Source organism: Hymenobacter arizonensis, from assembly GCF_900115775.1.
GTDB classification, from domain to species: Bacteria; Bacteroidota; Bacteroidia; order Cytophagales; family Hymenobacteraceae; genus Hymenobacter; species Hymenobacter arizonensis.
In genome coordinates this window covers 322,649-335,902 of sequence record NZ_FOXS01000001.1, presented here as the reverse complement: position 1 = coordinate 335,902, position 13,254 = coordinate 322,649, and the positions used below count along the sequence as shown (strand labels likewise).

At 61.3% G+C, this 13,254-nt stretch carries 12 protein-coding genes; 7 read left to right on the top strand and 5 right to left on the bottom strand.

Annotation, left to right across the window (positions count from 1 at the left end):
* Window positions 1–125: 125 nt before the first annotated feature.
* Window positions 126–941 carry an ABC transporter ATP-binding protein gene (locus tag BMZ66_RS01410; RefSeq protein ID WP_092668221.1) on the bottom strand — a complete coding sequence of 272 codons (816 nt, stop codon included), beginning with the start codon at window positions 939–941 and terminating at the stop codon, window positions 126–128.
* A gap of 98 nt (window positions 942–1,039) precedes the next feature.
* Window positions 1,040–1,771, bottom strand: coding sequence for an MlaE family ABC transporter permease (locus BMZ66_RS01405; protein WP_092668219.1), 732 nt, complete (start codon window positions 1,769–1,771; stop codon window positions 1,040–1,042).
* Between the two features lie 99 nt (window positions 1,772–1,870).
* Between BMZ66_RS01405 and BMZ66_RS01400 the strand changes: the two genes are divergently transcribed.
* Window positions 1,871–2,596: an SDR family oxidoreductase gene (locus BMZ66_RS01400; RefSeq protein WP_092668217.1), complete on the top strand. Its 726-nt coding sequence runs from the start codon at window positions 1,871–1,873 to the stop codon at window positions 2,594–2,596.
* A gap of 109 nt (window positions 2,597–2,705) precedes the next feature.
* Here BMZ66_RS01400 and BMZ66_RS01395 read toward each other — a convergent pair whose 3' ends face one another.
* Window positions 2,706–3,497 carry a GIN domain-containing protein gene (locus tag BMZ66_RS01395; protein ID WP_177204548.1) on the bottom strand — a complete coding sequence of 264 codons (792 nt, stop codon included), beginning with the start codon at window positions 3,495–3,497 and terminating at the stop codon, window positions 2,706–2,708.
* Between the two features lie 27 nt (window positions 3,498–3,524).
* On the opposite strand from BMZ66_RS01395, the gene BMZ66_RS01390 reads away from it, so the two are divergent.
* From BMZ66_RS01390 to gldG, 4 genes are all read left to right on the top strand, one after another.
* Window positions 3,525–4,220 carry an SDR family oxidoreductase gene (locus BMZ66_RS01390; protein WP_092668213.1) on the top strand — a complete coding sequence of 232 codons (696 nt, stop codon included), beginning with the start codon at window positions 3,525–3,527 and terminating at the stop codon, window positions 4,218–4,220.
* 99 nt (window positions 4,221–4,319) lie between these two features.
* Window positions 4,320–5,228 (top strand): gliding motility-associated ABC transporter ATP-binding subunit GldA, encoded by a 909-nt coding sequence (gldA, locus tag BMZ66_RS01385; protein WP_092668211.1) that lies wholly within the window; start codon window positions 4,320–4,322, stop codon window positions 5,226–5,228.
* Window positions 5,229–5,354: 126 nt separating this feature from the next.
* Complete coding sequence (gene gldF, locus BMZ66_RS01380; protein WP_092668210.1) at window positions 5,355–6,080, top strand: gliding motility-associated ABC transporter permease subunit GldF; 726 nt, start codon at window positions 5,355–5,357, stop codon at window positions 6,078–6,080.
* Window positions 6,080–7,810 (top strand): gliding motility-associated ABC transporter substrate-binding protein GldG, encoded by a 1,731-nt coding sequence (gene gldG / locus BMZ66_RS01375; protein WP_234794937.1) that lies wholly within the window; start codon window positions 6,080–6,082, stop codon window positions 7,808–7,810. Before gldF ends, gldG begins: the two co-directional genes overlap by 1 nt.
* A gap of 170 nt (window positions 7,811–7,980) precedes the next feature.
* On the opposite strand, the gene BMZ66_RS01370 is transcribed toward gldG, so the two are convergent.
* Window positions 7,981–8,439 carry a hypothetical protein gene (locus tag BMZ66_RS01370; protein ID WP_092668208.1) on the bottom strand — a complete coding sequence of 153 codons (459 nt, stop codon included), beginning with the start codon at window positions 8,437–8,439 and terminating at the stop codon, window positions 7,981–7,983.
* A 93-nt stretch (window positions 8,440–8,532) separates the two neighbouring features.
* On the opposite strand from BMZ66_RS01370, the gene BMZ66_RS25435 reads away from it, so the two are divergent.
* Complete coding sequence (locus BMZ66_RS25435) at window positions 8,533–8,685, top strand: hypothetical protein (protein WP_177204547.1); 153 nt, start codon at window positions 8,533–8,535, stop codon at window positions 8,683–8,685.
* A gap of 281 nt (window positions 8,686–8,966) precedes the next feature.
* Window positions 8,967–9,599 (top strand): response regulator transcription factor, encoded by a 633-nt coding sequence (locus BMZ66_RS01365; RefSeq protein ID WP_092668206.1) that lies wholly within the window; start codon window positions 8,967–8,969, stop codon window positions 9,597–9,599.
* A 57-nt stretch (window positions 9,600–9,656) separates the two neighbouring features.
* Here BMZ66_RS01365 and BMZ66_RS01360 read toward each other — a convergent pair whose 3' ends face one another.
* Window positions 9,657–12,695, bottom strand: coding sequence for a sensor histidine kinase (locus tag BMZ66_RS01360; RefSeq protein ID WP_177204546.1), 3,039 nt, complete (start codon window positions 12,693–12,695; stop codon window positions 9,657–9,659).
* Window positions 12,696–13,254: the final 559 nt, after the last annotated feature.

The window sequence follows — 13,254 nt, the reverse complement described above, 5'->3', positions numbered from 1 at the left end:
ACAAAGGTTTCCACAAGCCAAACGGCCCCGCTCCTATCAGAAGCGGGGCCGTTTGGCTTGTGAGGAAATGGCACAACATGCTGCGCGATGAACAGCCCGCGGAGTCGGCGGGGACAAATACGTGGTTAGATTCCGCCGCCGTTGGTGGCGCCCTCCGTGATGGCAGCTAGGCCGCCCTCCGATTCGTCGTCCACTTTCTTGGCGGCGCGCACCAGGCTGCTGCTGAAAATGAATTCCTTAAGTTCGGGGACTTCGGCGTTAAGAATTTCTTCCTTGGTGCCGTCCCACAGCTTGTGGCCTTTGTGCAGGAAAATGATGTGCTCGCCAATCTCGACCACGGAGTTCATGTCGTGGGTTACGATGACGGTGGTGATGCCGTACTCGTGGGTGATTTCGCGAATCAGTTCGTCAATCTTGATGCTAGTGGCGGGGTCGAGGCCAGAGTTGGGCTCGTCGCAGAAGAGGTAGGTACAATGCGGGGCGATAGCGCGGGCAATGCCGACGCGCTTTTTCATACCGCCTGAGATTTCGGCGGGCATTTTGTCGCCGGCGTTTTCCAGACCTACGCGCTTCAGACAAAACTCGACCCGCTCGCGCCGCTCGGCGGGCGTCATTTCGGGCGTCAGCATCTGCAGCGGGAATTCCACGTTCTGGGCCACGGTCATGGAGTCGAACAAGGCCGAGCCCTGAAACAGCATCCCGATTTTGCGACGGATTTCCTGGCGAATGTCAACCTTGCTGTTGGTGTACACCGTGCCATCGAAGGTGATGGAGCCGATATCGGGCTTCATCAAGCCCACAATGCACTGCAGGAGTACGCTTTTGCCCGTGCCCGAGCCGCCCAGCAGCAGGTTGCACTTGCCGGTTTCGAATACGCACGAGATGCCCTTCAGCACCGGGGTGCCATCGAAGGATTTTTCGATATTGGATACTTCAATCATTTTTACTTAGCTGTTGGCTAATAGCGGGTAGCTGTTAGCTTTTTAAACCATATGAATAACCGGCTAACCGCCTTTAGCTATTAGCCACCAGCTATGACCTACAGAAGCAAGGCTGCCAGGGCGAAGTCTGCAATCAGAATGGCAATAATGGAATTAGTAACGGCGCCTGTGCTGGCCGCTCCCACTTCTAGGGCGCCACCCGTGGTATTGTAGCCTTTGAAGGCCGATATGCCTGATACGAGAAAGGCAAATACCACGGCTTTGATGAGCGCAAAAAGAATGTTGTAGGGGATGAAATCGGTGCGAATGCCTTCGATGTAGTCCTGGGCCGTCATGACGCCGGTGAGGGTGCCGGCCAGGTAGCCACCCACAATCGAAAGGGTCATGGCCAGTATCACGAGCATGGGAAACATTACCAATGCGGCAATAATGCGCGGCAGCACTAAGTAGGACGTGGAGTTGATGCCCATGACCTCCAGCGCCGAAACCTGCTCGGTGATGCGCATGGTGCCCAGGCCGCCGGCAATGCTGCTGCCCACCTTGCCCGCCAGCACAATGCTGGTAATGGTGGGGGCTAGCTCCAGAATGGTCATTTCGCGCACCATGTAGCCGATGGTGGACTGCGGAATGAGCGGGTTGGTGAGGTTATAGGCAATCTGCACGCAGGTTACCGCCCCGATAAAGGCCGATACGATGGATACAATAACGATGGAGTCGACGCCAATGAGAATGGCCTCGTCGATGGTACGGGTCCAGAGCACACTAAAGCGCTCTGTTCGCGTGACCATGCCGCGCAGAAAAAGGACGAACGTGCCGAGTGTTTTAAGCATGGGGTATTTGTTGGAAATATAACCGAAGTTTGGGCTGTCGTGTTGCTACCGATGAGTAAACGTTTAACTCGGCACCTTACGTAAAATCCCGCAGAAATAGTGCAAAACAGCGAAAAATTAATTGTCGTTACCGGCGGCAGCAAAGGTATCGGGCGCGCCGTAGTGTTGTGCTTTTTGCGAGCAGGCTATCCTGTAGCCACTTGCGCCCGCTCGGCGGCCGATTTGGCCACTCTTGCAACCGAGGCGACGGCCGAAGTTCCCGGTGCCGTTCTCCACACGCTACCCGCCGACCTCAGCGTGACCGAAGACTGCGCCCGCTTCGCCGCCTTTGTGCTGGCGCTGGGCCTGCCCGTGGAAGTGCTCGTGAACAACGCCGGCGCCTTCATCCCTGGCCGCTTGCAGGACGAGCCCGCCGATGGCTCGCAGCTGCGCCAGATGCTGGCCGTGAACCTGCTCAGCGCCTACGACGTGACCTTGCCCCTGCTGCCGGGCTTTATTGCTCAGGGCCGGGGCCATATTTTCACCATCTGCTCTACGGCCAGCATCACGGCCTACCCCAACGGCGGCTCCTACGGCATTGCCAAACATGCGCTGCTGGGCTTCACCAAAAACCTACGCGAAGAGCTAAAGCCCAGCGGCGTTCGCGTGACAGCCGTGTTGCCCGGCCCCACGCTCACGGCGAGTTGGGCAGGCGTCGACTTGCCCGCCGAGCGTTTTGTGCAGGCCGACGACGTTGCGGAGGCCGTGTTCTCCGCCTATTCCATGTCGCCCCACGCCGTAGTCGAGGAGCTATTGATTCGGCCGCAGCTCGGCGACTTAGGTTGAGCGCTCGAACCTCGAAGGGCTTGTAAAACACCTGACTTAGCCGGTGCCTTCGATGCGTTAACTATTATCAGACTCCAGCTACGCTTCGCGATAAGCCAGAGCAGCGCGCTTACTGGGGCACTACCCTTCCTTTGCCCGTTACGACAATATCAATATAAGAAGGTGACCCACTGTAGTATAGACTGCCTTCACCCTTCAGGCGGCCACCTAAGTTGCCGGAAGAACGCACGTAGGCACTGCCGTAGCTTTCGCGGGTTAAGTCAAAGTAGCAGCGCTCGGTGGCTAACCCTTGCGCAAACAACTGGCCAGCTCCGGCCAAAAACAAACCCAGCTGGGTGGCCTCTCCCCGTACGGTAACATCTCCTACATCATCTTGGTCGATGAATAATTGCCGCGCCTTTACGTTGAGGTCGAAGTTGCCGCGTCCATTGAGGTCGAAGTAAACGGTATCTAACGCAAACTGTCCGACGGTGCTTACATTACCATAGCCCAGAATCAAGATTTTTCTGAAGCGAGGCAGGTGCAGGGTGACCTCCCGCGGCGTGTTGTAGCTGCGCAGCCAGTTGCAGGTGCTGGAATTCGAAATTTCCAGCGTGTAGCCCTGACGGTTGAACCCAATGTCGCCAATTAGGTTCTTGCCCGCCCGCACTTCGGCATAAGTTAACGAGTCCTGCACCAGGCGCAAGTCCACGTTGTCGAACATGACGATATGTGTAAGGCCAGGGGCCACCTCCCGCCGCTCAGTGATGATGCTTCCGGTGCTTTTCAGGCAGGTGGAGTCGGGGCCGCAGGTACTCAGGCCTGTTGCGAGCACCAAGCCCGCGACCATGCGACTTAGGCCGAGCAGCCCCCCAAACCATCCGGCGCCGTTAACTTGCGGCGGCAAATTCGTATAGCCCATTTGCATCCTTAATTTTTCCAAAGATAAATGGACCTTACCGGCAAACTCGCCATCGTTACTGGCGCAAGCAAAGGAATAGGGCGCGCCACCGTGGAAGCCTTGCTGGCCCGGGGCGCCGCCGTGGCGGGCTGGGGCCGCACCGCTCCCGAGGGTTTGGTGCACGACCGGTTTCAGTTTTTTGAGTGCGACGTGCGCGATGAACACGCGGTGGCCGAGGCTCTTACCAACACCCTACGCGAGCTAGGGCCCGAAGTGCACGTGCTGGTAAATAACGCGGGCCTGGGCATTGCCGGGTCAGTTGACGGTTTCCAAACCGATGACTGGAAGCTCATGTTCGACACCAACGTGCACGGCACTTTCTACTGCTCGCGCGCGGTGCTGCCGCAGATGAAAAAGCAGCAGCTGGGACACATCGTCAACATTGCCAGCATTGCGGGCACTACCGGCATTGAAAACATGGCCGGGTACTGCGCCAGCAAGTTTGCGGTGCGCGGCTTTTCGCAATCGTTGTTTAAAGAAGTCCGCAACGATGGCATCAAGGTAACGTCCGTTAGCCCGGGCTCTACGCAAACCAACTTCTTCGACGACATACCCGGCACCGCGGCCAACGACTCCATGATGAGCCCTGCCGATATTGCCGGCTTTATAATTTACACGCTGGAAACGCCGTTCAACTTCCACGTGGTGGAAGTGGAGATGCGGCCGCTGCAACCGAAAAAATAGTTGTTAGTTGCTCGTTGTCCGTTGTTCGGCCTTCTCCTGTGCGGAGTCCTTGCCTAGCCGAACACTGACAGCTGACAACTAAAAACTGACAACTAATACATGGTAGAAATAGAAAACCTGACCAAGACCTACGGCACCCAAAATGCCGTGGACAACATCAGCTTCACGGCTGGCAAGGGCGAGATCGTGGGTTTCCTGGGGCCGAATGGCGCGGGCAAAAGCACCACGATGAAGATTGCCACCGGCTACCTCCCTCCCACGGCCGGCACGGTGCGCGTAGCCGGCTACGATGTGCTCACCGACAGCCTGGCTGTGCGCCGCCACGTGGGCTACCTGCCCGAGCACAACCCGCTTTACCTCGACATGTACGTGCACGAGTACCTTGAATTCATTGGCTCGGTGCACGGGCTGCGGGGCGCTGGCCTGCGCACCCGCGTGGGCGAGCTGGTGCGCCGGGTGGGCCTGGCCCGCGAGCAGAACAAGCAGATTGGAGCGCTCAGCAAGGGCTACCGCCAGCGTGTGGGCCTGGCCCAGGCCCTCATTCACGACCCGGACGTGCTGATTCTGGATGAGCCAACCACCGGTCTCGACCCCAACCAGATACTGGAAATCCGCCAGCTGATTCGAGAAGTGGGCGAAGACAAAACCGTCATTTTCAGCACACACATTCTGCCCGAAGTCACGGCTTTGTGCTCGCGGGTGCTCATCATCAGCCGGGGCAAGCTGGTGGCCGACAGCCCCGTGGCCGAGCTAGCGGCCCGCGCGGCAGGCGAAACCGTAGTCCGCGCGGAATTTGAAGGGACCGTAGATGTAGCAAAGCTGGCCAAGCTAGCGGGCGTGCGGCACGTGGAGGCCGCTGGTGCCGGCGTGGTGCTGCTGCGCACCGCTCCGGGCACCGACCCACGCGCGGCCGTGTCGCGGCTGGCCGCGCAGGAAGGCTGGATATTACTGGGGCTGCGGCAGGAGCAGCAGTCGCTGGAAGAGGTATTTGGCGAACTGACGAAATAAATAGTTAAAACACCTGTCATCCTGAGCCCAGCGAAGGACCTTATCACCCTAGAACCGCTTGCAGTAACCAACCGGCGCCAACGTGATAGGGTCCTTCGCTGGGCTCAGGATGACAAACGAGAACCAATGCTCACTATCCTTCAAAAAGAATTCAACGCCTTTCTTAACTCTCCCGTCGCCTACGTGGTGCTGGGGGTGTTTTTGATTGCAACGGGACTGTTCGTTTGGGTTTTCCCAGACAGCAGCGTGCTCGACTACGGCTACGCCGACCTGCAAACGCTGTTCAACCTCGCGCCTTGGATATTTCTGTTCCTGATTCCGGCCATTACCATGCGCACATTTGCGGAGGAGAAAAAGGCCGGCACCATCGAGCTGCTGCTGACCCGGCCGCTCACCGACGGACAGATTATCGGCGGCAAGTACCTGGCCTGCTTTCTGCTGGCGCTGCTGGCCCTTATTCCCACGCTGCTCTACTACTACTCGGTATCCAAACTGGGCAGCCCGGAAGGCAATATTGATTCGGCCGCCACGGTGGGCTCGTACGTGGGGCTGGCGCTGCTGGCGGCGGTGTTTGCAGCCATTGGCATCCTGGCTTCGGCGCTTACCCGCGACCAGATTATCGCCTTTCTGGTGGCCGTGGTGGGGTGCTTCCTGGTGTATTCGGGGTTCGATTCGCTGGCCTCGGTGCTGGAAGGCAGCGCGGCCTATTACGTGAGCCAACTGGGCATTGCCGCACATTACCGCGACCTGAGCAAGGGGCTCATTGACTCGCGCGACTTGATTTATTTCTTCAGCGTGGTGGCGGTAGCGCTGCAAGCCACCCGCCTGGTACTACGGAGCCGCAATTGGTAATGGAAAATACGTTGACTGATTCGCCGGTGATGGCCCCTGCTCCGCCTACGCGCAAGCGGCAGGATTTGCTGCGGTTTGCTGCGGTGCTGGGTGGGCTCCTGCTCTTTAATTACGTAGCCCAACGTTTTTTCTTTCGCCTCGATTTGACCGAGGAAAAGCGCTACACCATGTCGCCGGCCACCAAAACGCTGCTGCGCGACCTCAAGTCGCCGGTTACTGTTACGGTGTACCTCACGGGTGATTTTCCGCCGGCCTTCCGGCGCCTCGAACAGGGCGTGCGTGAAACCCTAAACGAGTTTCAGGTGTACGGCGGCGCCAACCTTAACTACATTTTCATCGACCCCAGCGCGGGCAGCACCGAAGCCGCTCGCAACCAGTTCTATACCTCTCTCTTCAAGAAAGGCCTGAAGCCCACCAACCTGGGCGCTACCGAAAATGGCAAGCGCGTGGAGAAAATCATTTTTCCCTACGCAGTAGTAAGCGTGGGCGGCCAGGAAAAGAACGTGCTGCTGCTGCGCGGCAACCAAGCCGCTCCGGCCGATGTGCGCCTCAACCAAAGCATTGAAGGCCTGGAGTACGAGCTGGCCAGCACCATCCGGGCGCTGGTGCCTGCGCTGCGCAAGCGCATAGGCGTGGTGGAAGGCCACGGCGAGCTAACCAATGCCCAGGCCGGCGACATGCTCGGCACCTGGCAGCAACAGTACGACGTGTTCCGCGTGACCTTGAGCAAGGTGAAAGACCTCAGCTCACTCGACGCCGTGGTGGTGGCGCAGCCCAAAACGCCTTATTCGGAAGACGAAAAATTCAAGCTCGACCAGTTCATCACCCAGGGCGGGCGGGCCCTCTTCTTCGTGGATGCCCTGCGCGTCGACCTCGACAGCGTGAGCCGCAACGGCGTGGCACTGGCCACGCCCTACAATCTAAACCTCGACGACCTGTTTTTCAGGTACGGCTTGCGCCTCAACCAGAATCTACTGCTGGACCTGAACAGCGGCCAAATTCCGCTCGTGACTGGTATGGATGGCAACAAGCCCAAAATCGAGCCCATGCCCTGGCAGCTTTATCCGCTCATCAACCGGTTCAGCCCCCACCCTATCACCCGCAACCTCGACGCGGTGTACCTGAAGTTTACCGGCAACATGGATACGGTGAAGGCCACGGGCATTCGTAAAACGGCCCTGCTCACCACCTCGCGCTACACCCGCGTACTGCCCGCCCCCATTCCGATTAACTTCAACGACGCCCGCCTGGAGCCGAACCCGAAGCTCTACCAGAGCAGCTTCCAGCCTGTGGGTTACTTGCTCGAAGGGCAGTTTACGTCGCTGTTTGCCAACCGGGCGCGGCCCGGCACGCTGCAGTTTCAGCCCGAAAAATCGCCCAACGCCAAGCCCAGCAAAATTCTGGTAATGGCCGATGGCGACTTCATCCGCTCGGAAATTGACCCGAAAACCGGCAACCCCTTCCGCCTGGGCTTCGACCGCCTAGCCAATACCGAGTTCGCCAACCGCGAGCTGGTGCTGAACGCGACGGACTACTTACTCGATGAAACCGGCCTGATTTCCGTGCGCGGGAAGCAAATCACCCTCCGCCCGCTCGACAAAGTGAAACTGGCCGAGCAGCGCCGCGGCTGGCAACTACTGAACCTGGGGGCGCCCCTGGCGCTGCTGGGTCTATTCGGAGCCGTGCGAGCGTGGCGGCGCAAGCGGCGCTACGCGGCATTTACCAGCTAAAGCAAGCAGGCCCTACGCAGATTAACCACCGCATACCCCGGTGGCATTCACCTTTGCCCGGACTTGGTCCATCGAAGGTTTTAGCGCGGTTTTGGCGTTCCGTCCTGTTAAGCACAGCGCAACTTCGCGAATGGTGTGGCTACCTCATGCTCAAGCACTAGTCTCAATACTCAAAGTACCACTTCCACTTCCTGCATCAGGTGCACCCGATTTCCATCGGTCCGGAAGTAATTAGCCTCGGTGTAGAAGCTGTTGGCGTCCAGGAATACGCCGCTGACCTTTTTGCCATCGACCAACAGGTCTGCTTGAATGTACTCTCCTTGGGTGGGCAGCAGGTAGCCGGGGCTGTTGACGTCATCGTACTGTACGCTCAGATAGACCCGGGTGCCCCGGGCCACGGGGCCCATGGTCGCGGTTGTGCACGTCATCTTTTTGCTCCAAAGCACGCTGCCACCAGTCCCTGCCCGCATGGGGGTACTGCGCACACAGGCCGAGGCTGCCATCCCCGCCAGGGTAGCATTGTTGGTGAGGCTAACGGTTACAACCCCGGAAGACGGCGCAGGGTCCTCGGTAGTGCTGCAGCCAGTGAGGGCCAGAAAGATGGCGAAAAACAGAAGCTTGGTTTTCATGACGTAATGCATTAAAAGGTAAAGAAGTAGTCTCATCTTGTTCGGCTGGCGGGGGTAGGGCCATGCGCCCCGGCGCGCTTATGGTACACGCCCATGGTTCGGTCCGGTGGCAGCCCGAAGGCGGCTTCGCCGTTTGTTTCGGCTGTTAGCGGTGCCCTTTCGTGGCCTATTGCGGCGGGCGTGCACCCCACGGTAGCAGGGGGCGTGCTGCTGAGTGTGGGCGCGCCGATGGCCGGGCTAGGCTGAAAGTCCGGCGGCTGCATCCGGCGTATTCATCGGAAGTGCTGAGCGCGACGGCAGTGCGGCCGCATACCAGAAGCAAAAAATGCAGGAGCTAGTCTCATAGGAAAAAAGAAGAAAAAGGGCAACGCCTGCGCCCCAAACTGCTGCCTGGAGCAGGCCCTGAGTATTGAGCTTGGCGAGAGCAAAAGTCCTGGTCCTCAGTAGGGCCCGCAACAAAAAGCCCTCCCCTGTTTGGGGGAGGGTGCGGGGGCGGGAGTGGCACGCCCCGTTCTTACCTTGTGCTTATGAACTCACTCAACCTGGCCATTGTCGAAGACGACCCCGAAGTGCGCTGGCTGCTCAGCGACTACCTGCACCGGCAGCCCGGCCTGAACGTGGTGATGGTGTGTGAGTCGGCCGAGCACTTTCTGGCCGAGCTGCCCGACGCCCTCCCCCCCCACGTGGTGCTCCTCGACCTGGGCTTGCCCGGCCTGAGCGGGCTCGAGGCGCTGCCCCTTATCAAGCAGCGCCTGCCCAAGGCCGATGTCATCGTGCAGACCGTGTTTGAAGACCCCGACCGCATCTACCTGGCCCTGAGCCGGGGGGCGAGCGGCTACTTGCTCAAAAGCACCCCTCTGGCCCAGATGCAGCAAGCCATCAGCGACGTGGCCCGCGGCGGCTCCAGCCTGAGCCCGTCGGTGGCGCGGCGGGTGCTGTCCCACTTCAAGCCGGGCACTAGCCACCACCCTGCTGGCCTTTCCTCGCGCGAGCAGCAGGTATTTGAAGGCTTGATTGACGGACTGGCCGACAAAGAAATTGCCCAGCGCCTGGGCCTGGGCCTCGAAACCGTGCACACCCACGTTAAGAACGTGTACCATAAGCTGCGCGTCAGCGGGCGCATTGAGCTGCTGAGCCGGGCGGCGCGCGGGCAGCTTTAGCGGTTGGTGCCAGGGCGTGTTCCTGACACCGTCGGAAGGCACGCCTGATGATTTCGCTCAGTTCATCGTCAGCCGCACGCAATAGCCCGGGCGGCCATCGGCACGAAAGCCAGTGCGCAGGTCGGCCCCTAGTACCTGGGCACGGTGGGCCATGCTGCGCAGGCCCATGCCGTTGGGGTGGGCCGCAACGCTGGCGGGGTGCTGGCCGTTATCGGCTACTTCCAGCACCAACCGGCCTTGACGCTGATTCAGATGCACGCTTATTTCGGTGGCGCCCTGGGCGTGGCGGGCAGTGTTGGTCACTGCTTCTTTGAAGATAAGAAACAGGTTCTGGCGTGCGCTGGACGACAAAACAACGGTGCCGGGCAGCCCGGCATGGCCAAAGGTGGCCACCAGGCCTGCAGCGGAGGCGGTCTGGTCGAGGTGCTCGCGCATGCGGTCCAGCAGCGCGGCCACGGAGTCAGCTTCCGAGTCGATGCCCCACACCACGTCGCGCATGGTTTGCACGGCTGCGCGGCTGTTGTGGAGCAGGCGGTCGAGGGCCCCGCGGGCATCAAAGTGGCCTGAGCCAAGGTCGGGCGCCGGGCGGTAGTGTTCGCGCAGCACCTCCGCCAGCATGGTTACCCGGGTCAGCAGGGCGCCTACCTCGTCGTGCAGGTTGGCCGCCAGCTCGGCCCGGCGGTGCGCCTCCTGTAGCACCCGGCGCAGCCGCAGCCAGTATGCGCCGTAGCCCAGGGCTACCAGCGCCACGGCCAGCAAGGCCCATAGCCACGGCCACTGCCACCACCGGGCTTCTACATGCAGCGGAATACGGAGGTGATTGGTGGCTTGCTGACCAACCCCGGTTTCGGCCCGGATTTCTACTTCGTAATTGCCGGGGGCCAGGCCGCGCAGTACCAGCCGCCGCGGGGTATGCAGCCAGGCCGTGGGCCGCGCTTCGCCTGTGCGATGCAGGCGGTAGGCGTAGCGGGCCAGGGCCGGGGCAAAAAAATCGGTGAGCGCCATGCGCAGCTCTATAAAGGCCAGCGGGCCAGCAGGCAGCACCAAGCGTTGGCTCGGCGAGGCAGCGAGGTGCTGAATGGCTTCGAACGCCCCCGCTGGCGTGCTAAGCGCCGTGAGCAGCAGCCGCGGCGGGCGGGACGGAGCCAACGCGGCGGCACGCTCGGGCTGCACGCGGTACAGGCCGCCCACTCCGCCAAACCACAGCGCCCCATCGGCGTCGGCGAACGCCGACCGGCGGTTGAGCTCGGGGTCCTGCAAGCCTTCGGCTTCGGCAAAAACCGAGAGCCGGCCGCTGTTCGGGACGTAGCGCACCAAGCCGGCATAGGTGCCCGCCCACACATCGCCCGCCCGGTCCAGCAGCAGCGTTGCCACGCTGTGGCTTGGCAGGCCGGCGCCCACGCCGAGCTGACGAACCACGCCCGCGTCCCTATCGATAAGCAGCAGGCCTTGGTCGCGGGTGCCCACCCAGGTGCGGCCGGGCCCCGCCGCGGCCACGCAGGTGAGGGCGTCGGTGGGGAGCCCGCGCCCGGCCGGGGCGTCGACCCCGTAGGCCCGCATCTGGTCAGGGTGGTCGGGTGGCAGCCAAAACAGGCCGCCGGTGGTGGCTATCCATAGCGCCCGGTGGGTGGGGTCTTCGGCCAAGCCGGTAATGTCCAGCTTGTGCAGGGGCCAGCGGGCGCGCTCGTCGGCGTAGCGTCGCAGGGAGTCAAAGGTCGGGCTGATGGAGTACAGGCCCGTTTGGCCACCCGCCCATAGCCGGCCGGCCCGGTCCCGCAGCAAGGCATAGGCTCGGGCCGGCCCCGGAGTGGCGCGGCGCGGTGCGCGGGTGGTTGCGGGAATAAGCCCGGTCACGCGGCCGCTGGTTAGGTCCAGGCGCATCACGCCCCAGAGCTCGTCGGCCAGGACGGCCCAGTGGCCCGCCGGGTCGAGGATGATGCTGCTGAAAACACCGTTATGAGCCCTCGCCTGCCCCGGTTGCTGCATCAGAAACGGCCGGAGCGGCGCCGTTGGCGAGTCCGCCGCTTGCGTGAGGGTTCCTTGGTAGGTCGACACGAGCAGCCGGCCATCGGGGAGCCGGGCAATTAGGCGGGCGCTGCCCGTGGCGGCGCCTCCCTCTCGCTCCAGAACCTCAACCACCCGGCGCACCTGCCGTTGCTTGTAGCACCCGCGCCAGCTGCGCGAAAATCGCCACCACACCCCGTAGGGGTCGCGTTCGAGTGCGTAGCTGCGCGTTTCGGCCTGGCCCGCTTCGGTCCTAACCGGGGTTTCCGACAAGCGTGGGCGGTTGCCGCGCACGCCGGACACATGCACCCAGCGCCCCTCCGCCACCACGTCGAGGGTGCTGTCCGTCACATAGGGGCAGTAGGTCAGCTCGGGCAGCAGCCGGGGCCAGCGGCAAATGGCAAGCGGGCGGTAGGCGGAGTCGAGCACGTACAGGCCCTGCCGACTAAAAAAACGTTGGGGATGCGTGCCTGGCACGGGCAGCAACTGCGCCGGGGCCGGCACCTTCCGACGCACCGCGCCGTCGGGGCCGAGGTGGTAGAGCACGTTGCGGTCGGTGGTTAGCCAGACGCCGTGCCCCCCGGTTTCGGCCGTGAAGTAGAACTCGGCCGCGTCTACTCGGCTCACCGGAAAAAGCGGCCGCTGTGGGCGGCTAGCGGCCAGCACCGCAATGGTGCCCGACCCGTAGCCTACCCACAGTCGGTCGGTGCGCGGGTCGTATAGCAATGTGTTCACCTTGGGGCGCAGGTCGGGGCGCAGGGGCAGCGGCACGGCCAGCAGCCGGCCGCTGGCGGGGTCGAAGCACAGAAGCCCGGACTCGGCTCCTATCCAAAGGCAGCCCCGGCGGTCGAACGCCAAGGCCGCCACCAACTCCACACGCAGCCGCGGACCCTGGCGCACCAGGGTTTTCAAGGGCACAATATCGTTGCCATCGTAGCGGTACACGCCCTCATCGGTGGCCACCCACCGCAGGCCCGCGGCATCCGTTACCATCTGCTGAATCAGCAGCGGGCTCAGCAAGGGGTCGCGCTGCCAGTCGGGGCCAGAGTCGGCCCGAGCGGGCAGCCCTACGGCCAGCAACAGGCTTAGCATCCCGCTTAGGACCCAAAAACAGGTGAGCTTGGTTGGTAGCACTGATAGCATGGCTTCGTAAGTCGCAAGCAAATAGCCTCCTGCACCTTAGCCATCATATGTGATTAATTTCTAAATATATGTAATTTTATCGTCTCAACCAATTCAATAGATGCCATTGCTCACTTGAGCATTCACGCATTAAGATGTCAATTGGGGTCAGCCATTCTCCAGAATGCGCCGCTTCACCCCAAGTCTGCCAATGATGATGAAAGGGCCGCTTATCTTTTCTCGGATAAGCGCTTGTACTTGGGGCAGCCTGTCTGTTGTTAGCAAGCCTAGCTCCTGCCTTTCGCTTGTCGTACGCTCCAAATAATGTGGGCGGCACTAAGCGGTCTGATGGCGCGTTCACTCCAAAGGAAGGTAGCAGTGCCTGATTGGTCCCAAGACCAGCTTTTCGAGTCGCGCCGACAACCAAATAGAGTGTAGAGTAATTGAACCAAGCCACGGCCGGGCGGTTTCGCCGGACTGGTTCGGCGAATGCATGCAGCAGGTCAAATTCCCCCTTCCAAACCCCAAC